This is a genomic window from Undibacterium sp. 14-3-2 (assembly GCF_016595265.1).
Taxonomy (GTDB): domain Bacteria; phylum Pseudomonadota; class Gammaproteobacteria; order Burkholderiales; family Burkholderiaceae_D; genus Undibacterium; species Undibacterium aquatile.
The window spans coordinates 495,192-515,516 of the sequence record NZ_JAENGS010000001.1 but is presented as its reverse complement, the minus strand read 5'-3'; the positions used below and the strand labels follow the sequence as shown (position 1 = coordinate 515,516).

21 protein-coding genes, 3 tRNA genes and 1 riboswitch are annotated in these 20,325 nt (G+C 51.8%); of the genes, 8 read left to right on the top strand and 16 right to left on the bottom strand.

Annotated elements, in window-relative coordinates; genetic code table 11:
• Nucleotides 1–20: 20 nt before the first annotated feature.
• The 5 genes from tuf to Undi14_RS02255 form a co-directional block, all read right to left on the bottom strand.
• Nucleotides 21–1,211 carry an elongation factor Tu gene (gene tuf / locus Undi14_RS02275; protein ID WP_186896239.1) on the bottom strand — a complete coding sequence of 397 codons (1,191 nt, stop codon included), beginning with the start codon at nucleotides 1,209–1,211 and terminating at the stop codon, nucleotides 21–23.
• Between the two features lie 74 nt (nucleotides 1,212–1,285).
• Nucleotides 1,286–1,360, bottom strand: a tRNA-Thr gene (locus Undi14_RS02270).
• A 32-nt stretch (nucleotides 1,361–1,392) separates the two neighbouring features.
• Nucleotides 1,393–1,466: transfer RNA gene (locus Undi14_RS02265), tRNA-Gly, on the bottom strand.
• Nucleotides 1,467–1,505: 39 nt separating this feature from the next.
• Nucleotides 1,506–1,590, bottom strand: a tRNA-Tyr gene (locus Undi14_RS02260).
• A gap of 72 nt (nucleotides 1,591–1,662) precedes the next feature.
• Nucleotides 1,663–2,385, bottom strand: coding sequence for an MgtC/SapB family protein (locus tag Undi14_RS02255; RefSeq protein ID WP_223826793.1), 723 nt, complete (start codon nucleotides 2,383–2,385; stop codon nucleotides 1,663–1,665).
• A gap of 180 nt (nucleotides 2,386–2,565) precedes the next feature.
• A riboswitch (yybP-ykoY riboswitch) is annotated at nucleotides 2,566–2,693 on the top strand.
• A 92-nt stretch (nucleotides 2,694–2,785) separates the two neighbouring features.
• On the opposite strand from Undi14_RS02255, the gene Undi14_RS02250 reads away from it, so the two are divergent.
• The 3 genes from Undi14_RS02250 to Undi14_RS02240 are packed head-to-tail and all read left to right on the top strand — an operon-like array spanning nucleotide 2,786 to nucleotide 4,536.
• Entirely contained in the window at nucleotides 2,786–3,358 is a 573-nt protein-coding gene (locus Undi14_RS02250) for a TMEM165/GDT1 family protein (protein WP_186884179.1), read from the top strand.
• Between the two features lie 10 nt (nucleotides 3,359–3,368).
• Nucleotides 3,369–3,740: an arsenate reductase family protein gene (locus tag Undi14_RS02245; RefSeq protein ID WP_200177773.1), complete on the top strand. Its 372-nt coding sequence runs from the start codon at nucleotides 3,369–3,371 to the stop codon at nucleotides 3,738–3,740.
• Entirely contained in the window at nucleotides 3,733–4,536 is an 804-nt protein-coding gene (locus Undi14_RS02240; RefSeq protein WP_200177772.1) for a hypothetical protein, read from the top strand. Before Undi14_RS02245 ends, Undi14_RS02240 begins: the two co-directional genes overlap by 8 nt.
• Nucleotides 4,537–4,554: 18 nt before the next feature.
• On the opposite strand, the gene Undi14_RS02235 is transcribed toward Undi14_RS02240, so the two are convergent.
• From Undi14_RS02235 to Undi14_RS02215, 5 genes are all read right to left on the bottom strand, one after another.
• Nucleotides 4,555–5,199 (bottom strand): LysE family transporter, encoded by a 645-nt coding sequence (locus tag Undi14_RS02235; protein WP_186883806.1) that lies wholly within the window; start codon nucleotides 5,197–5,199, stop codon nucleotides 4,555–4,557.
• Between the two features lie 102 nt (nucleotides 5,200–5,301).
• Nucleotides 5,302–6,855, bottom strand: coding sequence for an HDOD domain-containing protein (locus Undi14_RS02230; RefSeq protein ID WP_200177771.1), 1,554 nt, complete (start codon nucleotides 6,853–6,855; stop codon nucleotides 5,302–5,304).
• Between the two features lie 100 nt (nucleotides 6,856–6,955).
• A complete protein-coding gene (locus Undi14_RS02225; RefSeq protein WP_200177770.1) occupies nucleotides 6,956–8,590 on the bottom strand; it encodes a tetratricopeptide repeat-containing response regulator in 1,635 nt (544 codons plus the stop codon).
• Nucleotides 8,591–8,793: 203 nt separating this feature from the next.
• Entirely contained in the window at nucleotides 8,794–8,991 is a 198-nt protein-coding gene (locus Undi14_RS02220) for a DUF2905 domain-containing protein (protein WP_186883809.1), read from the bottom strand.
• Nucleotides 8,992–9,104: 113 nt separating this feature from the next.
• Nucleotides 9,105–10,280 carry a class I SAM-dependent methyltransferase gene (locus Undi14_RS02215; protein ID WP_200177769.1) on the bottom strand — a complete coding sequence of 392 codons (1,176 nt, stop codon included), beginning with the start codon at nucleotides 10,278–10,280 and terminating at the stop codon, nucleotides 9,105–9,107.
• A gap of 45 nt (nucleotides 10,281–10,325) precedes the next feature.
• Here Undi14_RS02215 and Undi14_RS02210 point away from each other — a divergent pair, with 45 nt between their 5' ends.
• The 3 genes from Undi14_RS02210 (at nucleotide 10,326) to ttcA (ending at nucleotide 12,608) form a co-directional block, all read left to right on the top strand.
• Nucleotides 10,326–11,123 (top strand): SDR family oxidoreductase, encoded by a 798-nt coding sequence (locus tag Undi14_RS02210; RefSeq protein ID WP_200177768.1) that lies wholly within the window; start codon nucleotides 10,326–10,328, stop codon nucleotides 11,121–11,123.
• Between the two features lie 127 nt (nucleotides 11,124–11,250).
• On the top strand, nucleotides 11,251–11,649 hold the full coding sequence (locus tag Undi14_RS02205; protein WP_186896232.1) for a dihydroneopterin aldolase: 399 nt from the start codon (nucleotides 11,251–11,253) through the stop codon (nucleotides 11,647–11,649).
• Nucleotides 11,650–11,657: 8 nt separating this feature from the next.
• Nucleotides 11,658–12,608: a tRNA 2-thiocytidine(32) synthetase TtcA gene (gene ttcA, locus Undi14_RS02200; RefSeq protein WP_200177767.1), complete on the top strand. Its 951-nt coding sequence runs from the start codon at nucleotides 11,658–11,660 to the stop codon at nucleotides 12,606–12,608.
• Between the two features lie 76 nt (nucleotides 12,609–12,684).
• Here the strand turns inward: ttcA and Undi14_RS02195 are convergent, their stop codons facing one another.
• Both Undi14_RS02195 and Undi14_RS02190 read right to left on the bottom strand, forming a co-directional pair.
• Nucleotides 12,685–13,563, bottom strand: a complete 879-nt coding sequence (locus Undi14_RS02195) for a pirin family protein (RefSeq protein ID WP_200177766.1) — start codon at nucleotides 13,561–13,563, stop codon at nucleotides 12,685–12,687.
• Nucleotides 13,564–13,600: 37 nt separating this feature from the next.
• Nucleotides 13,601–14,203: an FMN-dependent NADH-azoreductase gene (locus Undi14_RS02190; protein WP_200177765.1), complete on the bottom strand. Its 603-nt coding sequence runs from the start codon at nucleotides 14,201–14,203 to the stop codon at nucleotides 13,601–13,603.
• A 178-nt stretch (nucleotides 14,204–14,381) separates the two neighbouring features.
• Here Undi14_RS02190 and Undi14_RS02185 point away from each other — a divergent pair, with 178 nt between their 5' ends.
• Nucleotides 14,382–15,299, top strand: coding sequence for a LysR family transcriptional regulator (locus Undi14_RS02185; protein WP_186896228.1), 918 nt, complete (start codon nucleotides 14,382–14,384; stop codon nucleotides 15,297–15,299).
• Between the two features lie 156 nt (nucleotides 15,300–15,455).
• Here the strand turns inward: Undi14_RS02185 and Undi14_RS02180 are convergent, their stop codons facing one another.
• From Undi14_RS02180 to hmgA, 4 genes are all read right to left on the bottom strand, one after another.
• Complete coding sequence (locus Undi14_RS02180; protein ID WP_200177764.1) at nucleotides 15,456–15,992, bottom strand: flavin reductase family protein; 537 nt, start codon at nucleotides 15,990–15,992, stop codon at nucleotides 15,456–15,458.
• Between the two features lie 48 nt (nucleotides 15,993–16,040).
• The gene (locus tag Undi14_RS02175; protein WP_200177763.1) at nucleotides 16,041–16,457 is read right to left on the bottom strand and encodes a GFA family protein; all 417 of its coding nucleotides are present in this window, start codon (nucleotides 16,455–16,457) and stop codon (nucleotides 16,041–16,043) included.
• Nucleotides 16,458–16,602: 145 nt separating this feature from the next.
• Nucleotides 16,603–17,934: a fumarylacetoacetase gene (gene fahA, locus Undi14_RS02170; RefSeq protein ID WP_200178186.1), complete on the bottom strand. Its 1,332-nt coding sequence runs from the start codon at nucleotides 17,932–17,934 to the stop codon at nucleotides 16,603–16,605.
• Between the two features lie 38 nt (nucleotides 17,935–17,972).
• Entirely contained in the window at nucleotides 17,973–19,280 is a 1,308-nt protein-coding gene (hmgA, locus tag Undi14_RS02165; RefSeq protein ID WP_200177762.1) for a homogentisate 1,2-dioxygenase, read from the bottom strand.
• A 116-nt stretch (nucleotides 19,281–19,396) separates the two neighbouring features.
• Here hmgA and Undi14_RS02160 point away from each other — a divergent pair, with 116 nt between their 5' ends.
• Nucleotides 19,397–20,317, top strand: coding sequence for a LysR family transcriptional regulator (locus Undi14_RS02160; protein ID WP_200177761.1), 921 nt, complete (start codon nucleotides 19,397–19,399; stop codon nucleotides 20,315–20,317).
• Nucleotides 20,318–20,325 lie beyond the last annotated feature (8 nt).

Sequence of the window (20,325 nt, the reverse complement as noted above, 5' to 3'; positions counted from 1 at the left end):
TTTCGAATGAACTTTAAAAATTACTCGATAATTTTAGCAACAACACCCGCACCAACAGTACGACCACCTTCACGGATAGCGAAGCGGAGACCTTCTTCCATCGCGATCGGGTTGATCAGTTTGACTGTGATAGAGACGTTATCACCTGGCATCACCATTTCTTTGTCTGCTGGCAACTCGATCGAACCAGTTACGTCCGTTGTACGGAAGTAGAACTGTGGACGGTAGTTGTTGAAGAATGGCGTATGACGACCGCCTTCATCTTTCGACAAAACGTAGATCTCGCCTGTGAAGTGGCTGTGTGGCTTGATTGAACCTGGTTTTGCCAACACTTGACCACGTTGGATGTCTTCGCGTTTTGTACCGCGCAGCAGAACACCGACGTTGTCACCAGCTTGACCTTGATCCAGCAATTTGCGGAACATTTCAACGCCAGTACATGTTGTTTTAACTGTGTCTTTGATACCGACGATTTCGATCTCTTCACCAACTTTGATGATACCGCGTTCGATACGACCGGTCACCACTGTACCGCGACCAGAGATGGAGAATACGTCTTCTACTGGCAACAGGAAGGCGCCGTCAACAGCACGTTCTGGTGTTGGGATGTAGGTGTCGAGTGCATCAGCCAGTTTCAGGATTGCTTCTTCGCCCAATGGACCTTTGTCGCCTTCGAGCGCCAGTTTTGCGGAACCTTGGATGATAGGCAGATCGTCGCCTGGGAATTCATATTTGGACAGTAATTCACGCACTTCCATTTCAACGAGTTCCAGCAATTCAGCGTCATCAACCATGTCGCATTTGTTCAGGAAAACGATGATGTATGGAACACCAACCTGGCGAGCCAACAGGATGTGCTCACGTGTTTGTGGCATTGGGCCGTCTGCTGCGGAGCAAACCAGGATCGCGCCGTCCATCTGAGCCGCACCAGTGATCATGTTTTTAACATAGTCAGCATGGCCTGGGCAGTCAACGTGAGCGTAGTGGCGTGTTGCTGTTTCGTATTCAACGTGGGCAGTATTAATTGTAATACCGCGTGCTTTTTCTTCTGGTGCTGCGTCGATTTCGTCGTATTTCTTCGCTTCGCCACCGAATTTTGCAGACAATACTGTTGCAATCGCTGCTGTCAATGTTGTTTTACCGTGATCAACGTGACCAATTGTACCTACGTTGACGTGCGGCTTGGTGCGTTCGAACTTACCTTTTGCCATTTTGGACTCCTAACGATTTTATGAGATACTCAGGCACGCGCCCGACGACTTCAGACTTGAAACACCAGCTTACATGGTGCCCTTGACGTGGATTGAACACGTGGCCTCTCCCTTACCAAGGGAGTGCTCTACCACTGAGCTACAAGGGCAGCTTAGTCTGCACAAAGCCATGCAAAATAACTGGAGCGGGTGAAGGGAATCGAACCCTCGTCATAAGCTTGGAAGGCTTCAGCTCTACCATTGAGCTACACCCGCAGGGGCTACCACTTCAGCCGCAATACAAATTCTTTCCTATGGTGGAGGGGGCTGGATTCGAACCAGCGTACTCAGAGAGAACAGATTTACAGTCTGTCGCCTTTAACCACTCGGCCACCCCTCCATAGGGAACTCAGAACTATAGAGATCCGAAGCACTGATGTCAAGAGCTATTTAAAAAAATTGTCGAAAAGAGTCAATTTCGTGCATGCGACAGCTGAAAGGAATCAACGCCATCAAATTTTTCGAAGTCCTGAGATAAAACACTGATTGGCAGCGCAAGCTTTTTATCCATTGCAACGGCAACAAAACGCCACTCCAGAGCACCATTACTCTGTGCAATCGCCAACGTACCACTGGCCATTTCATAACCGCGTCTCAAAGCCATTTCACCCATCGTTTTCTCATCCGGTAAAAATCCCTTTTTAAAACGTATCGTGATCACAATTGCCGCTTGTGAAGGTAACCAGGACTCAAGGCGATGCACCCATACCATGCAGGCGGCCGACAAAAGTGCCAACAGAATTGCCGCGGCATAAAAGCCTACTCCGACTAAAACACCGATCGCAGATGACGCCCACACCGAAGCCGCCGTAGTCAAACCGCTGATAGTGAATCCTTCCTTCATAATCACGCCGGCACCGAGAAAGCCAATACCGGTAACGATTCCCTGAATAATCCTGGTCGGATCAAGCGCCACCGGCGCTATCGCCCGACCGCCGTACCAGAAGTCAGGGTAGCCGGCAATCACGACCAACGCTGCAGAAGCCATACATACCAGCCCGTAGGTCCGCATGCCTGCGGCACGTCCGTGATAAGAGCGCTCGTAGCCGACGACAAAGCCCAGCAACATTGCGCCAGCCAGATTCAAGAATATGATGATGTTGGCGTTCAGCTCGGCGGCCGACCAGAAACTCATGAAATGACTCAGGTAACTTCCCATAACGCCCCATAAATGATGTAAATCGTTTTTTAGTTTATCAACTATCAGTCTGTGGCGGAAAGCAATTTACGCTACCTGCGTAAGATATCCGGGTAAAAATCAGTTCCCGTTTTTTTAAACCTATCATCCGCAAGCGACTATGCAGTATAATCCGCGCTCACATTCATTGGGGAGTAGCCTGCTTCAGCCTTGCTGAAGAAATCGCATCAACATACTTGACTCAACAGTCATGGTGCGGTTGATCCTGTAATCAGCAATGGATCTGCGATGATCTGCGCGGGATTTGGCAAGACCTTTGATAGTTGCACTTCTGTTACCGGAGATCGGGCGGAGTGTTGCTGTCATTGGTTATCAGCGCCCGATCTCAATAAAAATCATGGAAGCTTTCCTCGTCTCTGCTCTGGCCGTCACCGTTGGCGAAATTGGTGACAAAACACAATTGCTCGCCTTATTACTGGCAGCACGCTATAAAAAACCAATCCCTATCATTCTCGGCATATTGATTGCCACCCTAGCCAATCATGCTCTGGCCGGATTACTCGGCCAATGGGTTGCCACTAATATTCCATCCACGTTGTTGCGCTGGGCGCTAGGATTATCTTTTCTGGCAATTGCAGCCTGGACACTGAAACCTGATGAAATGGAAGATGAAGGCCTGAGTGAAGGAAAATACGGCGTCTTCGCGCTGACCTGCATCACTTTCTTTATTGCCGAAATCGGCGATAAAACACAGCTGGCAACGGTCGCACTGGCAGCCAAATACTCGAATCTCTATCTGGTCATCGCCGGCACAACGCTGGGTATGTTAATTGCTGATATTCCTGCAGTCTTTTTAGGAAAAATCGCAGCGCCGAATTTTCCATTCAAAATAGTCCGCTGGATTGCTGCTGGCGTATTCGCTATTCTTGGTGTCTTGGTGCTGATGGGTATCGGCGATCGTTTTTTATAAAGAGAAAGAAATGCTGACGATTTATCATAATCCGCGTTGCTCCAAATCCCGTGAAGCACTGGCGATACTCGAATCTGCCTGCGCTGAACACGCGCAGGAGTTAAAGGTCATCGACTACCAGAAAACACCGCTGTTGGTCGGACAATTAACGACGCTGCTGGAACAACTGGGCGGCGATGTACAACAAATGTTGCGCAATAACGAAGCGGAATATGCCGAGAAAAATTTAGCGAAAGCCGACGAATCCCGCGCGCTTCAGGCCATCGCTGATTACCCTAAGTTATTGCAACGTCCTATCGCTACATTCAATGGAAGAGCGGTCATAGGACGTCCGCCAGAGCAAGTGCTGCATCTATTTAAGAAAGTGTCATCACATGAGTGAATTTAAACTTGCCGCTGGTAGTATCGTCAAATTCGGCTGCACAACAACCCAGCTTTATCCGATTTTAAGAAATGGTATCGCGATGAGTAGTGTGCGCCAGGGTTTGCAAGATGCCGCTGGCGCATCAATACCAGGAATCATGATAGGCGAGTTGATGGCCTACTTCGCTGCGTGTGCAGATTTCTGCAATAACACCGGCGCGGTCCATCACGCACATCAGGACATCATGGCAGCTTTCGTGCAGGCGCTGCAGGATCATCGCGGCGAAAAACCGCAAATGCCGGAGCTGGAAAGCATTGCCAGTGAAACCGGCTTACCGGTCGTGCTGGAAATCGTGCTCGGGGAAGACTGTGTCGTTCAGGCAGACACGCATTTCGTCAGTGAAGGTGAGGCCGAGAAAAGCTGGAAACTCTGGCGCAGTGGTTCTTTGCAAAGAGAAGGCGGGATTCCGGCGAGTTGGATCAAACAATTCTATTTCCCGCGCCTGCTCGATTACCGCGACATCAGCGTTGCCAGAAATCCACGCAGTCTGGAACAAACCACCGATACAGCGTTGATGGTCGGTGGCCTGATGCAATCGTGGCACAAAGACACGCCTGCAGATTTACTGAATGCCTTCAATAAGCAATACGGTCGCATCAATTTTTCTCAGCGCAGTCAATTTGACGAAACATCGCTGGAGCGCTTCTTCAATCTGAATGCCATGCTGGACCCGGCAACCCGCTTGTTAAATCAAATGACCATCTGGCAAGACATTGATTCTCTCGCCAAGAAACAAGGTATTGAGCTGAACTAAAGCAAATCAGTTGGATGTTCAGTTGGACGGGCTGCGTTTGACGAAAAACAGCGCAGCCCCAATCGCCATCAGTATCCCGCCAAAGAAGCGATTCTGGCTTTTTAACCAGCGTGGGTCACTAAAATATCTCTGCATGGTCGAGGCGGCATACGCATAGCTATGCATCACGATCAGATCGACGCCGCACATAGTCGCCCCGAGTATGCAAAGCTGCGGCAACAACGGCGCATCGTGCGAAATAAATTGTGGCAACACCGCCACCATAAAAATAATGCCTTTGGGATTCGTCGTATTTGTAAAAAATCCGATCAGGAAACGTCTGCGTGCAGTGGGCAACTGTGTCAGCGTGACGTTTTTTTCTTCTTCCTTCACCACTTCTACCCGTGCACGCCATTGATTAAATCCAAGATAAATCAAATACAGCGCACCAACGATTTTAACAATATTAAACGCGAATTCTGACGCTAACAGAATCGAACCCACCCCTGCCCCGGCAATCGCCAGAATCAACAACAAGCCAGCCTGCAAGCCCAGTATCGTTGTACTGGCTTTTTTGACGCCGTAATTCAGCCCATGCGACATTGATAACACTGCACCAGAACCGGGGGAAATAGCGATTACACAAGCGGCAATCAGAAAGGCAAACCAGGTAGAAAAAGTCATAATAATCAATAGCGACAAGCGCTGAAATTAAACTGCAAAAAAAACACAAAAACTATTGTAGCCGCTACGCCGCAATCAACTGGCAATGGTTTGAATAAAAAATCAGCCTCGCATCATCGCGGCGAGTAACTGACTTTTCAAGGTCTTGATCAAAGCGGTTTCATCCGGCGGCACGCCTTCATCCGCGGTGGTCGCGCGATCCGCATAAAACAAGCCCAGGGGCTTCTTTTGTATGACCAGCGGCAAAATAATAAAACTACGGGCGTCCGGTAATAATTCCTGATGCCAGGCTGGCAATAAACTGCGGATTTTTGGCACCATCGCATCCGAAATCATCACGTCGGCATTATTGCTTAAGGCCAGCGCAAATAAATCAGACTCGGATTTGCCGCCGAAGAAAAAGCTCTTTTGCCGTTCGGCATAATGTTCACCAACCGCCAGGCGCGCGACATAACGCCCGCTGCTGATATCGCGCAGGCAGACTGTGGCAAAACGAAATCCCATGCTGGTGTACAAGGTTTCGAGCACCAGCAAGATCAGATCATTCAGCTTGTAGTCATCGGAGGTCAGCATCTGCGTCACATCCTGCACGCCGGTCAGCAACAGATCACGCGCGTTGTGCGGTTTTCCGCTGGGGTAACGAATCGCTTCCTGCGCGGGAGTGACTTCGGCGGTCTTCAGCAAAAATTCACTGGGAACGCCCAGCGTTTTCAATAATTCCGGCGCTTCTGCATTCGCCTCTGGCAAGGCAATATCCATGCTCTTTGCCATCTGGCGGGTCTCAGCTTCGACTTTGAGCAACAAATCGTCCAGCATCGCCTGATCCAGCTCCAGCACTTTACCGAAGCGCTTCAGCAATTTTTCATAACGGGCTGATTTATCGCCGACACCTGAAATCAGAATACCGGCCAGCGCATCGCTGAAGCTTGCCACTTGTTTCAGCCATTCATTACGTTGCATGCTCTTGCGCAGCTCACCAGAAGGCAATGGCGCCATCGCCTGAATAATTGCGTCCGGGATTTTCCAGCCTTGCAACGCCAGCTCGCCAAAACGCTCGAAGCTACAGCCGAGCAACAAGACCGATGCCGCATCCTCACTGGTTTCTCCGGTGGAGGCAACATTCTGAATACGAGAAAATAATCCATGGTCAAACGAGGCAATCAGAACCTTGCCGACATTCTTGAACAAGGAAGCAACCGCCGCTTCTTCGCCATCCTGAAAACGCCCACGCTGTGCAATTTCGCGACCGATAATACTGGCGCACAAAGAATGAATCAGCTCTTTACGTACACTAATCGCCTGCGCCTGATCTTTGAAAAAATCGACCAGCAGCATCGCCAGCGCGCTGGTTTTAACGGTATTGAATCCGAGCAGAAATATCGAGCGTGAAATGGTCGTCACCGCAGCGCCAGCCGCAGTCCGGTATTGCACCGTATTTGCCAACCGCAAGATTTTTTGCGTCAGGCCGACATCCGACAAGACAAAATGCGCGAGACGTGACACCGAATCTTCGCCGGACGAAGTAATTTCAACGACTTTAGCGATCGCGACACCCAGTGTCGGTAAATCGTTTTCGTCTCGGATTTTTTTTAATAAGCGTTCGCGATGCGACTCGAGGGGAATCTGAGAAAAACCTGCTGTTGGATAAGTTGCCATAGTTCCTGCGTGTGCAGCCAATGAATTCGACAAGATACTGTGCGACTCCTGCCTGCCGTTCGATCAATCGCCGATACGGCTGGCAGATATGGCAATCGATCTAATTTTTTGTAAAACGACTGATACTCAAACCATACTTTTTCTGCAGCTCATCATATAAACCCCGAATCGCCTTCAGACGCGGATTCATAGGATCAAGATGACGCGCAGATTCGATCAGCGCCTTCGCCTGCTCGCCGATAGTATTGTCCCAGCCAAGATTTTCCAGACATTTCAATGCCGCCAACGCGGCATTCATCACCACTTGTGAATTGTCCGGCGATTTACGGGCAGCGGCCGTCATCAGCTCAACCGAGCCGCGGAAATCGCCCTGCTTCGCTTTTTGCACACCCAGCGCCACCAGATCCATAACTTCCTTCTTGCTGCGCTGTGCCAGCTCTTTCGCCAGATGCCCTTTGCCGGCGCTTTCAAACACGCCCATCGCCTTGTTCATGACCTGCTGGTTACTCGCCGCATTTTTCATCACGTCGAGAATAATTTCGGAAGCCGCGTCTTCATTGTCGTTATCAAGGCAACTCTTCGCCAGACCGATCTTGGCACCGGTCGATAAACCGATGTCTTCGCGCGAGGCTTCGACGGCGGCACCGAGTTCTTCGGTCAACCTCGCGTCACCGGTTTTGGCATGCACCATCGCATTTGAAATCGCGCGGCAGGCCGCTGTCTTTTTCAGACCGACCATACTTCTGTCCATGTCGCGAATCACCGATTTAGCCTGATCGGTATCGCCTTTTTTGACCAGCGCATCGACCAGATTCATGTGATCTTCAGGATCACGGAATTCAGAAAATTTTGCCTTGCTGACGACTTTTTTAAACACATTTTCTGCGGTTTCGATGTCACCGGTTTCCATCGCAATCCGCCCCAGATTACGTAAGCGGCGTACACCGTGCGGCGAAACGGCGACCGCCGTATCCAGCACTTCTTTCGCTTCGGGGAGCTGGCCAACCATTTCATGTGTTTTGGCAAGCCAGTCATACGCATCCATGTACTTGTTGTTTTCCGCGACCAGATTTTTCAGGATGCTTTCCGCTTCCTGATATTTTCCCTGCATGTACAGCGTTTTCGCCAGACCCAGGCGAGCCCAGGCGACGGCTTTCATTTCAAACAGTTGGGTGTACAGCGCTTCAGCTTCTGCGGCTTCGCCCAGCACCACATGCAGTTCGGCGCGCAGGCGCATGAAATCAATCACGTAGCGCGGAAATTCACGTTCGCCGTGATAGGTGGCGGTAATCGCCTCGCTCACTTGCCCCTGTTCCATCAGGTTATAGACATCGACAAAGGCTTTGCGTTTTTCCAGCGCGCGAACCACACGTTCCAGCAGCATGTCGGCAGTAAATGGCTTGAGCAGGTAATCAGACGGGGCAAGTTCAGCAGCGCTGACAACTTTGGCGTAAGAACGCTCGGCGGTCACCATGATAAAGATGGTCGATAAAGGCGCAAGCTTGTGATGGCGCATGTCTTCCAGCAATTGCTGGCCGTCCTGACCGACGCCGAGATCGTATTCACACAGAATCAGATCGAATACTTTTGCCTGTATGGTCCGCACTGCGGTACCGGCAGTCAGCGAGTGCTCGATTTTTGTAATGCCACACAGATTGAGCATATTGTGCAAACTGACCCGCATTCCCTGATGCGGTTCAATGAGCAATGCCCTGATTTCGCTGAGTTCGCTCATTTCTACCTTTAGCGTAATTTTTTGTTTGTAATCGCTAGTAAGACATATCAGATAGCAATGCTGATGTAAGTTCAGCAACCTCCTGATTGCTGCCACGCCTGACGATTCATTATATTAAAGTGACGGCGAAATAGCGTAAAAACTTTAATCGACCAACGCTGCAAAATCGGTTCAAAACAGGCATTTTTTCTGCGCTATTGCGTTCACTTGAAGACGCGCGCCAGCAATAACACGACCAGCGAAATCAGTATCGTCGAGGCAAACGGAAAAGAAAAATCACGGCCAAATAAGCGAAAACGAAGGTCGCCGGGCAAGCGCCCTATGCCCAGTTTTTCCAGCCAGGGCAGCAGGCTGGAAAACACCACGACGGCCAGAAATATCGTCAATACCCAACGAAACATCAGATACTCCCCCCTGTTTTCATAAAAAATGCCTTCATGTCCTTATAAACACTGGGCCTCAAAATATACTCCCCCCCAGTATATTGGACGCCTATTTTTACGTCAGCACGCGATCAAAGACGGTGACTGCGGTCGTGCCGTAGTAAATTGTCAGGAAGATCAATCCCGCTGCCGATCACCAGGACTTTAAATAACTCGCCCATTTCCGCCGGAGAGATCAGTTTTTGCAGTGCATTGGCCTGCGGCAGATAAACCATCACCTCTTCCGGCGAGGTACGGCTGAGCAGGTCTGCAATGCCCGATTCGAGTAAAAAACCGGCCTGGCTGGTGTAGCTCAATACAGACAAATTGTCTTCCAGTGCTGCGCGTGCCATGGCAGTAAAGTCAACATGGGCGGTGATGTCTTGCAAGCCTGGCAAATAAAACGGATCGGGATGCGCATGATGGCGGTAGTGGCACATCAGGCTACCCTGCGAGCGTTGAGGGTGGTAATACTCGTGCGCCGGAAAACCGTAATCGATCAGGATCGCCGCGCCGCCTTTGCCCGTGGCGGCACAGCCAGCATTCAGCATCTGCGCCAGACTGTGCATGAAACCGCTTGCCACCGCATGCACTTCCGTCAGGTAGCCAACCGGCAGTTCGTCGGCATCAGGAATCTGCATGCATTTGTACGCGTCGCAAGCGCGTTCGCGGTATTGCAGAGGCGCTGCGTCACCGTCGTCCGCCAGCGCCACGCCGATCTCGCACCAGCCAGCGGCAGTCTTGCGCACCAGATCCACCGGCATCGCATCGAGCACTTCGTTGCCCAGCACGATGCCGGAAAAAGACGCGGGCATTTCTTGCAACCAGACCACCTGCGGAAAGTCTTTCAGCAAATCTTCCTGACGCGCGCGCAATTCGCCGGACAATTCCACGATAAAATAGCGCTCTATCGCTATTCCAGAAAATTGACATTCCGTTAAAAAATCTCTGGCGAGCTTACCTGTACCGGCACCGAATTCCATGACTTGCGCGGTGGTTTGGGCGAATAATTTGCCCGCCAGCGTGGCCAGCGTCGCACCGAATAAAGCAGACATTTCCGGGGCTGTTGTAAAATCGCCGTCTTTGCCTAATTTTGTGGCACCGCCGCTGTAATAACCCAGATCCGGCGCATACAAGGCCAGTTCCATGTAGCGCGAAAAAGGGATCCAGCCCTGATGTTGCCTGATGTCGTCAATGATGAGCTGTTGCAGTGCTTGTGAAGCTGCGAGCGCCTCCGGCGCAGGAATAGGAAGAGATAATTTTTGCATACCGGCATTGTAGTAAAAACCCCGTAGTCACGTTAAAGAATTTCCATGACCCAGACCAAGCTCAGCAACACCGAGGCGCGTGTTGCCCTCGTTACCGGCGGCGCGAAACGCATAGGGCGGCATATCGCCCTGACGATGGCGCAACAAGGCTGGGATATTGTCGTGCATTTCGGCACCTCGGCCACCGATGCCGCCAGCGTGGTGCAGGAAATTCAGTCGCTGGGCCGACGCGCAATCGCTTTGCAATGCGACCTGGCTGATGAAACCGCGACGCACGCTTTGTTACCGCAAGCCATATCCGCGATGGGCGCAGTGCATTGCGTGGTGAATAATGCGTCGCTGTTTGCCGAAGACAGCGCCAGCAGCTTTACCTATGCGGCACTCGACCGCCACATGCACGCCAATCTGGGCGCACCGCTGATCCTCGCGCAGGCGTTGCATGCCGCCACCGCTGCGGGCCAGCAAGCCTGCGTGATTAATTTGCTCGATCAGAAATTATTTAATCTGAATCCCGATTTTTTATCGTATACCTTGTCCAAAGCTGCACTACAATGCGCGACCACGACGCTGGCACAGGCGCTGGCGCCACGAGTGCGGGTGGTCGGTATCGCGCCCGGAATCACGATGGTATCCGGCCATCAGAGCGAGGCCGATTTTCAGCAGGCGCATCAGGTCACGCCGCTGGGTCGTTCCAGCACGCCGGAAGATATTGCGCGCACAGTCTGCTTTGTTGCCGACAGCCCGGCCATGACAGGCACGACCTTATTGGTCGATGGCGGGCAGCATTTAATTCCTTTGCAGCGCGATGTGATGTTTGTTGCCACTGCAAATCAATACTCATGAATCACAGCAAATGAATTACTGCGGATGAATCACAGAAAATGATACGCAGGCCTGACGACGCGCTTGCCGCAGGCTACCCGAATCAGAAAACGTTTTTACTTTATCAGGCTCTTTTATCAGGCTCTTTATGCTATCCATTTTGCACCACCCACAACTCGCCGACTGCCGCCGCTTGTTTTTGCGGAATTACGAAGTGTCGATCAATATCGGCGTTCACGAGTTTGAGAAAAAAGGCGAACAGCGCGTCATGATCAATGTCGATCTGTATATTCCGCTGGCACTGTCGACACCGAAAGACGATCAGCTTGATGAAGTGGTCGATTACGATTTCATGCGCGGCACGATCGCCGCTCGCGTTGCGCAGGGGCACGTGCATTTGCAGGAAACGCTGTGCGACGACGTTGCCCGCATCATGCTGGCACATCCGCGGGTGCGCGCAGTGCGTGTTTCCACCATGAAGCCGGATGTGTATCCCGATTGTGAAGGCGTCGGCGTTGAAGTATTTCAGATTAAAACAGAAATTTAAGTCAGACCATGCAAGCAATCAATGAATCTTTAGCAGCACAGGCTGATGCGCCTGCAGCCGTTGCCAAATCGCAGGAAAAAATCACCTACGAAAACAATAAGCTGCATAAACGTCTGTGCCGTCAGGTCGGGCAGGCCATTGGCGATTTCAATATGATAGAAGACGGTGACAAAGTCATGGTCTGTCTGTCGGGCGGCAAAGACAGTTATGCTTTGCTCGATATTCTGATGACGCTACGCGAACGCGCACCGATCCATTTCGATATCGTCGCGGTGAATCTCGATCAGAAACAACCCAACTTTCCCGCCGATGTGCTGCCTGCTTATCTGGAAAAAATCGGCATTCCATATCACATCGAAAATCAGGATACCTACAGCATCGTCAAGCGCCTGATCCCGGAAGGCAAAACCACCTGCTCGCTGTGTTCGCGCCTGCGCCGTGGCATTCTGTACCGGGTTGCCGATGAATTGGGTGCGAATAAAATTGCACTCGGCCATCACCGTGACGACATACTCGAAACCTTTTTCCTGAATATGTTTTTCGGCGGAAAAATCAAAGGCATGCCAGCAAAATTGCAATCCGATGATGGCAAGCACATCGTCATCCGCCCGATGGCGTATGTCAAAGAAGCCGATACCGAGCGTTATGCGCAGGTCAAAAACTTCCCTATCATTCCTTGCGATCTGTGCGGCTCGCAGGAAAACCTGCAACGCAAACAAATCAAAAATCTGATGCGTGAATGGGATAAAAAATATCCTGGTCGCGTCGATAATATTTTCTCGTCTTTATCCACCGTTGTGCCTTCCCATCTGATGGATAAAAACCTGTTCAACTTCACCGATCTGCAAATCAGTGGCGAAGCAAATCCGGATGGCGATATCGCATTTGACGAAGAGCCATGCGCCACGCCAGCCAGCGGCGTGATTCAACTGCATCTGGGCCAGGATCAGGACGATTAAGGCTTTTCCCCTGACAAAAAAAGCGGGCATGAAATACATTCATGCCCGCTTTTTTATTTTCTATGCTGCGTCCGTTTCAGGCAAATTTACCTTCACGGAAATCGCTGATCGCTTTGAAGATTTCTTGCTGACTGTTCATCACAAACGGCCCGTACTGGACTATCGTTTCACCCAGCGGCTCACCGGCAATTAACAAAGCGCGGGTAGTCGTGGCGGCGCTGATGATGACACCATCGGTATCCGCTGCTTTTTTCAAAATCGCCATTCTTTGCTGCGGCACTGCTTTGCCAGCGACTTCCAGCTCGCCTTCGTACACATATAAAAACGCATTGGCGGTCGCACTCAGATGCTGGCGGAATTGTGTACCGGCAGGCAAATGAATATCGAGATACAAAGGCTGCGTTACTTCACGCTGCATCGCACCGGCAACGCCATGACTATGCCCGGCGATCACACGCGCTTTCACGCCATCGGCAGTAAGAAGCTCAGGTATTTCCTCGCTCTGAATATCGCGATACCACGGCTCTATCATTTTGTCTTTGGCAGGCAGATTCAGCCACAACTGGAAGCCAGCCATGCGGCCTTCTTCCTGCTCCGGCAATTCGGAGTGAATCACGCCGCGCCCTGCGGTCATCCATTGCACGCCGCCGTTTTGCAGCAAACCTTCGTGCCCGGCACTATCGCGATGACGCATGCGACCGGTCAGCATGTAAGTGATGGTTTCAAAGCCGCGATGCGGATGGTCGGGAAAACCACCGATGTAATCGTCCGCCTCGTCGCTGCCAAACGCATCCAGCATCAGGTAAGGATCAAGACGATACTGGAACGGCTGAGTCAGCACCCGCGTCAGTTTGACGCCAGCGCCATCGGAGGTCGCCTGACCGGCGACCAGTTGTTCCACCACCCGCGACTGGCTGACGTTTTCTGTCTGCAGATCTGTATGTACGGTGCTCATCCTGATTCTCCTTGTAACTGATTGCGCCAGATGGCAATCAGGATTTCAGTGCATCTTCAATTTGTTGTGTCGCTGAAGCGATCGCTGCCGCTTCGGCGTCCGGCCCCATCGCCAGACCTTCGGCATAGATGAATTCCACATCGGTCATGCCGAGGAAGCCGAAGAAAGCTTTCAGGTAAGGCATTTGTGTGTCATTCCCTGTGTTGCGATATAAGCCACCGCGGGTCAGCACAACATACACTTTTTTACCAGTCAGCAAACCTTCAGGGCCATTCGCGGTATAACGGAAAGTGACCTGAGCACGGGAAATCGCGTCGATCCAGTTTTTCAGCTGGGAAGAAATACCGAAGTTATACATCGGTGCGCCGAGCACGACCACGTCTGCTGCCTGAATTTCTGCGATCAGCGCATCATCTTGTGCCACACGCGCCTGCTGCGTCGCATTGCGCTGATCGGCTGGTGTGAACAAGGCTTGCAAGGCCGCTTCGTCGAGTGCCGGATGTGGCGTGTGTCCCAGATCACGCACCGTCAGCGCTGCGCCCGGATTTGCTGTCAGCAAACGCTCGACCAGCACTTTAGACAAACGGTTGGAATGGGAACCTTCGGAACGGACGCTGGAATTGATTTGTAAGAGTTTCATTTTCTTGCCTTCGATAAAGTGGTTAAGGATCAGATGACCATGAACGTACTTTATATGTTCCAATCATATTCCAGAAGACCATAAATTGGATATCATTATCCCAAATATGGAACAATGACTTGTTTATCAGTCAGTTTCCCCAAACTCCCACAAAAAATCAGGCGAAAAGAGAACGACGATGCAACTGGAAGCGAATGATCTTTTACTGTTTGCCCGCATTGTGGCTGAAGGCAGTTTCAGCAAGGCGGCGGCCCGTTTAGCGGTACCGAAATCGACGTTGTCGCGCCGCATCACGGCACTCGAATCGCAACTCGGTGAACGGCTGCTGCTGCGCACGACCCGCAAACTCAGCGTCACCGAATTCGGGCAGCATGTCTTGCAGCACGCGCAGCATGTACAGGAAGAAGTGGATGCCACTCTGGCGCTGACCCAGCATCGCCAGGCCGAACCATCGGGACGCCTGCGGGTCTCAATGCCCGCCGATTTTGCGAATCAGGAAATGAGCCAGTTCTTATCTGCGCTGATCGCCGCACATCCGGCGATTGCGTTTGAAATTGATTTATCACCACGTCGTGTTGATCTGATCGGTGAGAATTTCGATGTCGCGATCCGCACCGGCGATCTGCCGGACGATGCCTCGCTCGCAGCGCGCCGGCTGGCGGTGTTCACGGTGGGTTTGTACGCGTCGCCCGCCTACATCGCGCGGCACGGCTTACCCAGTGAGCCGGAAGCGCTGATGGAGCATGATGCTTTGCTGCTGTTGGCGCGCAATGGCGAAGCAACGCCGTGGAAACTGAGTCGCAATGAAGAAAAATGGGAAGGCATTCCACCCGGACGCGCCAGCGCCAATTCGCCGGAACTCCTGACGCGCCTCGCGCGCAACGGCGATGGCATCATCATGCTGCCGGATAATTTTGCCGAATGTTATGTGAAATCGGGCGAACTGATACGCATCCTCGGCGACTGGCAATCGCCGGATATCAAACTGTGGGCAGTGTTCCCCGGCCGCCGTCTGATGCCGGCGCGCACCAGAGTATTTCTCGATGCCTTGCAGCAGCAATTTGAATCGACCTGCGCGTCGAAACAATCAGCCTGAAAAGCCAGAAAAAACCTCAGAAATTGAGGTTTTCATGGGAGTATATGGCGATTTCGCCTTTATCTCCTTATAAACAAAGGGCTTTAAAATATACTCCCCCCAGTATATTTTCAGCTTCCGGGGCCGGAAATAGCTGAAAAATGGCGGCTGCAGCCATTAACGCATGGTTGATTTCAACTGAATGATGTCGCCAGCGACCATGAATTTGCCGTAACCCAGATGATGCAAGGTGCGCGGCGCCGCCACAGCCGGATCACGCCACGCCTTGACGACTTCCAGCACAAACTGACCGTATTTTTTGACCCTGCTGATGTCCACCACCCGGCATTCCAGACTCGCATAACATTCAGCGATCAGCGGCGCACCCACCATTTTTGCGGCGACCGGCGTCAGCCCGCATTGCAGAAATTTATCGACCGTCGCACCGCTGACATTACCGCATTGCACGACTTGCTCCGCAATCTCTGCCGTCGGAATATTAATCACACATTCCCGCGTCGCCATCAGCAAATCGAAAGAGTAATTACGGTTGCTGACAACACAGCTCAGCAGCGGCGGCTCGAATTCCAGCATCGCATGCCACGACATCGTCATCACATTCATGCGCCCGCCATCCGCCGTCGTCAGCAACACCACCGGCCCCGGTTCCAGCAAGCCATAGACTTTGCCTAAGGGATAAGATTTTTTTGGCATGTGGATGGGTTCCGGTGAGTACAACTCATTTCATTCGCATACAAGGAATCATTTTTCCGTTGCAGCCCGTTGTCGATCTGCCGGATGATTGACGCCGTCATTGGTCGCCACATCACGAAGATCAAATGGATTCACGCCTTCCAGGCAAGCGACGTTATAACCGTATTGCTCAGGATTTGAGCGGCGTTGATGGTGCGTGTAAATCCCACAGTTTGCGCAAAAATAGTGTTTAGCGGTGAAGGTATTGAATTGATATAACTTCAGAAATTCCATCCCTTTGACTATCCTGATTCCAGATAAGGGAACAGAAGCAACGATAGCGCCACGTCGCCGGCACATAGAACAATCACAGCGACGTGCATCGACTATGCCATTGGGTAGATCCAGCTCTAATTCCACGGCACCGCAATGGCAAGTCGCTTTATGTTTTTCCTGAATGATGGTGTTACCGACAATTTTCAGCATAGCTCCTATTTCCTGAAGGAAGAATGAATCACAAGGTTAAACAAACAAGACTCAATTCGCGCTGAATATCATACGGCATAAAAAAAAGGAAGCCGCGAGCTTCCTTTTTTTACCGCGTCATCATGCGCATTTCAAACGCCAGACCTCAGCTTCTGGCAGGCAACAAAGTACCGGCGACTTCGCCGAAACCTATGCGCGGCAGGCCTTGTTTTTGCGTCCAGCCGCGCAGGATGACGGTATCGCCATCCTCCAGAAACAGCCTTTGTTCACCATTGCTCAGTGCAATCGGCTTTTTGCCGCCTTCGGTCAGTTCCAGTAAGGAACCGGCTTCTTCCGGCGCCGGGCCGGATTGGGTGCCGGAACCGAGCAGATCGCCGGGATTGAGGTTGCAACCATTGACCGTGTGATGCGTGACGAGTTGCGCGACCGTCCAATAAGAATCACGGAAATTCGATGTGGACAAGCGTTGTGGCGCGATGCTGTCAGCCCGCATTTTTTCGGTTTGCAGCAAGACTTCGAGCTGAATATCAAACGCTCCGCTGTCGCGTAGATCCGGCGCATCCAGATATGGCAATGGTTGCGGGTCAGCCGCATCGCGCTGCCACGCCTGACGATACGGCGCCAGCGCTTCCAGCGTGACGATCCAGGGTGAAATTGTCGAGGCAAAATTCTTTGCGAGGAAAGGGCCGAGCGGCTGGTATTCCCAGGCCTGCACATCGCGTGCCGACCAGTCGTTCAGCAGGCACAAGCCAAACACATGTGATTCGGCCTGATCCATGCTAATCACATCGCCCAGTGCATTGCCCTGACCGATGAAAATGCCGATTTCGAGTTCGTAATCCATGCGCTTGGCCGGGCCGAATACCGGTGTCTCTGCTGTCGGCGGTTTGGTTTGTGCCACCGGGCGGCGAAATTGCTGGCCGGACACACCTATCGACGAAGCGCGGCCGTGATAGCCGATCGGCACCCATTTGTAATTCGGCAGCAGCGGATTATCGGGACGGAATAATTTGCCGACCGCCGTCGCATGGTGCAGCGAGGTGTAGAAATCGGTGTAATCGCCGATCTGCGCAGGTAAGGCATATTCAGCCGCGCTCTGCGGCAGCAGGCAGTTTTGCAATGCGGCCAGATGTTTCGCATCGGCCCGCAATACGCGCGATAAAGCCAGACGCAATGCCGACCAGACTGGCGCGCCGAGTGCCATCAGCGCATTCAGATGTTGTGCATTGACCGCTGCCGTAAAGTGCCCGCCCTGCAATTCGGTATAGCCTGCAAATGCGTGTATCGCATGGGCTGCAGCCAGATCAAGAATCTGATCGCCGATCGCCACACCGATGCGGAAAGCCTGATGGCTGCCGTGGCGACGAAATACGCCGAAAGGCAGATTTTGTATAGGGAAATCGCTGTCAGGCTGATTCGCCGATACAACCCAACTGCGCAGCTCGGGATTGTGGGTTTCGTTCAATTGTATCGTCATGGTGATGCTGTCTTTCACACTTGTTTTCACGCTTATTTTCACACTTGCTGAGGATTGAAATTTTTTCTGATGCCTTGCCAGCATTGATAATAATCGGCCTGCAATTGCGGCGACGTCATGGCGGCGCGGGTCGGTTTGATGATGTTACGCGTCTCTATCATGAACGCCATCGTGTCTGCGACTTTGTGCGGTGTGCTGGTGTCAATATTGCTGGCTTTTTCAAATGTCGCCGCATCCGGCCCGTGACCACTCATGCAATTGTGCAGACTTGCCCCTCCAGGTCTGAAACCGGTCGATTTCGCATCGTATTGTCCATGAATCAGCCCCATAAATTCACTCGCGATATTGCGATGGAACCAGGGCGGGCGGAAAGTGTTTTCCGCCGCCAGCCAGCGTGGCGGGAATATCACGAAATCAATGGTATCGACACCCGGCGTATCGCTGGGCGATTGCAATACCAGAAAAATTGACGGATCAGGATGATCGTAACTGATAGAGCCTATGGTGTTGAAATGACGCAAATCGTATTTGTATGGCGCGAAATTGCCATGCCAGGCGACCACATCGAGTGGTGAATGGCCGATTTTTGCCGACCACAGATTGCCACTGAATTTGGCCAGCAATTCAAAATCGCCTTCCTTATCTTCATACCAGGCGATGGGCGTCTGAAAGTCACGCGGATTGGCAAGACCATTCGAGCCGATCACGCCAAGATCAGGCAAGCGGAACATGCTGCCAAAATTTTCACAAATATAGCCACGCGCTTCGCCATCCGGCAATTGCACCTGAAAACGGATGCCGCGCGGAATCACCGCGATCTCTTGCGGCTCAATATTCATGCGGCCCAGCTCAGTAAGTATATGCAGGCGTCCTTGCTGCGGAATGATCAGCAATTCGGCATCGGCGTTGTAATAGAAACGCGTGCTCATGTCGCGGTTTGCCGCATACAAATGAATCGCGCAACCGCTTTGTGCATCGGCAGAACCATTGCCCGCCATCGTCAGCCAGCCATCGATAAAATCGGTCGGCGTCTGCGGCATAGGTTGCGGGTCCCAGCGTAGTTGATTCGGTGTCGATGGCATCTGACTGAAATCATTCGTCATATTGCCATTGCTGACTTGCTGAAACGGCTGATGCATTGCCGCCGGACGTATGCGGTACAACCATGAACGCCGGTTCGCATGGCGTGGTGCAGTAAACGCCGTACCGGACACCTGTTCGGCATACAAACCATATGCACATTGTTGCGGAGAATTCTGGTGTTCCGGCAACGCACCAGCCAATGTTTCACTGGCAAATTCGTTTACAAAACCGGTCTGATAACGAAGGATATCTTGCATGTTCATAGCGCCATCCTGTCAGGAAATAGGAGAATTTCTGGAACTCTACTGCAGCCAGGTGTTTTTTACGATATAAATACATAAATACAGATCATTCATCAAATCAATAATCAGAGACACGCATGATAGAAGCCAAAGATATCGACCTGAATCTGCTGGTGGTGTTTCAGCATATTTTTGAAAGCAGACAAATTTCGCTGGTGGCGCGTCAGCTTGGTCTGTCGCAACCGGCAGTCAGCAATGCGCTGGCGCGACTGCGGCGCAGCTTTGATGATGAACTGTTTGTACGCACCGCTAACGGCATGCAACCAACCCCACGCGCCGAACAACTGGCGGATTCCGTTGCACTCGCACTCAGTCATATCACGCAGGCCTTGAACAGCGAAGACAGCTTTGATGCGGCAAGCTCGAAACGCCACTTCACCATCGCCATGACGGATGTCGGGGAAGTCTATTTCATGCCTTTGCTGGTGGAGGAATTGCTGCGGCAAGCACCGCAGATAAAAATATCGACGGTACGCGCTGGCAGCATCGATCTGAAAACAGAAATGGAATCTGGCCGTGTCGATCTGGCGATTGGTGCGTTTGATGATTTATCCGATGCCTGGTATCAACGTCGTTTATTCCGGCAAAATTATGTCTGCATGTTGCGGCAGACACATCCGTTGGCGGGCAAGCCGCTGGAACTGAAGGAATTTGTTGCCGCACGCCATCTGATAGTCGCTTCGCAAGAGGAACCGTATATCAGTATCAATCAACGTCTGGAAAAAGCGGGCATCCATCCCCACGCCCACTTTAAAGTGCCGCATTTCGTTGCTGTTCCGTATATCGTCAGCAGTAATGATTTACTGGTCACCGTGCCGCGTAAGCTGGCGGAGCGGGCGGCAGCGCCTTTTGGTTTGACGTATGTCAAGCCACCGCTGCGTTTGCCAGCGCTGCAAACGAATTTGTTCTGGCACCGCCGCTATCACCAGGATGCCGGTAATCAATGGCTACGGCAGTTTATTTGCGAACGTTTTGTCGAAACAGAAACGCTCAGTTGAAAATACTT

Coding starts and splice junctions, on each gene's coding strand:
- tuf (WP_186896239.1), bottom strand. CDS start 1,211: ATGGCAAAAGGTAAGTTCGAACGCACCAAGCCGCACGTCAACGTAGGT.
- Undi14_RS02255 (WP_223826793.1), bottom strand. CDS start 2,385: ATGAGTTTCTGGTCGGCCGCCGAGCTGAACGCCAACATCATCATATTC.
- Undi14_RS02250 (WP_186884179.1), top strand. CDS start 2,786: ATGGAAGCTTTCCTCGTCTCTGCTCTGGCCGTCACCGTTGGCGAAATT.
- Undi14_RS02245 (WP_200177773.1), top strand. CDS start 3,369: ATGCTGACGATTTATCATAATCCGCGTTGCTCCAAATCCCGTGAAGCA.
- Undi14_RS02240 (WP_200177772.1), top strand. CDS start 3,733: ATGAGTGAATTTAAACTTGCCGCTGGTAGTATCGTCAAATTCGGCTGC.
- Undi14_RS02235 (WP_186883806.1), bottom strand. CDS start 5,199: ATGACTTTTTCTACCTGGTTTGCCTTTCTGATTGCCGCTTGTGTAATC.
- Undi14_RS02230 (WP_200177771.1), bottom strand. CDS start 6,855: ATGGCAACTTATCCAACAGCAGGTTTTTCTCAGATTCCCCTCGAGTCG.
- Undi14_RS02225 (WP_200177770.1), bottom strand. CDS start 8,590: ATGAGCGAACTCAGCGAAATCAGGGCATTGCTCATTGAACCGCATCAG.
- Undi14_RS02220 (WP_186883809.1), bottom strand. CDS start 8,991: ATGTTTCGTTGGGTATTGACGATATTTCTGGCCGTCGTGGTGTTTTCC.
- Undi14_RS02215 (WP_200177769.1), bottom strand. CDS start 10,280: ATGCAAAAATTATCTCTTCCTATTCCTGCGCCGGAGGCGCTCGCAGCT.
- Undi14_RS02210 (WP_200177768.1), top strand. CDS start 10,326: ATGACCCAGACCAAGCTCAGCAACACCGAGGCGCGTGTTGCCCTCGTT.
- Undi14_RS02205 (WP_186896232.1), top strand. CDS start 11,251: ATGCTATCCATTTTGCACCACCCACAACTCGCCGACTGCCGCCGCTTG.
- ttcA (WP_200177767.1), top strand. CDS start 11,658: ATGCAAGCAATCAATGAATCTTTAGCAGCACAGGCTGATGCGCCTGCA.
- Undi14_RS02195 (WP_200177766.1), bottom strand. CDS start 13,563: ATGAGCACCGTACATACAGATCTGCAGACAGAAAACGTCAGCCAGTCG.
- Undi14_RS02190 (WP_200177765.1), bottom strand. CDS start 14,203: ATGAAACTCTTACAAATCAATTCCAGCGTCCGTTCCGAAGGTTCCCAT.
- Undi14_RS02185 (WP_186896228.1), top strand. CDS start 14,382: ATGCAACTGGAAGCGAATGATCTTTTACTGTTTGCCCGCATTGTGGCT.
- Undi14_RS02180 (WP_200177764.1), bottom strand. CDS start 15,992: ATGCCAAAAAAATCTTATCCCTTAGGCAAAGTCTATGGCTTGCTGGAA.
- Undi14_RS02175 (WP_200177763.1), bottom strand. CDS start 16,457: ATGCTGAAAATTGTCGGTAACACCATCATTCAGGAAAAACATAAAGCG.
- fahA (WP_200178186.1), bottom strand. CDS start 17,934: ATGACGATACAATTGAACGAAACCCACAATCCCGAGCTGCGCAGTTGG.
- hmgA (WP_200177762.1), bottom strand. CDS start 19,280: ATGAACATGCAAGATATCCTTCGTTATCAGACCGGTTTTGTAAACGAA.
- Undi14_RS02160 (WP_200177761.1), top strand. CDS start 19,397: ATGATAGAAGCCAAAGATATCGACCTGAATCTGCTGGTGGTGTTTCAG.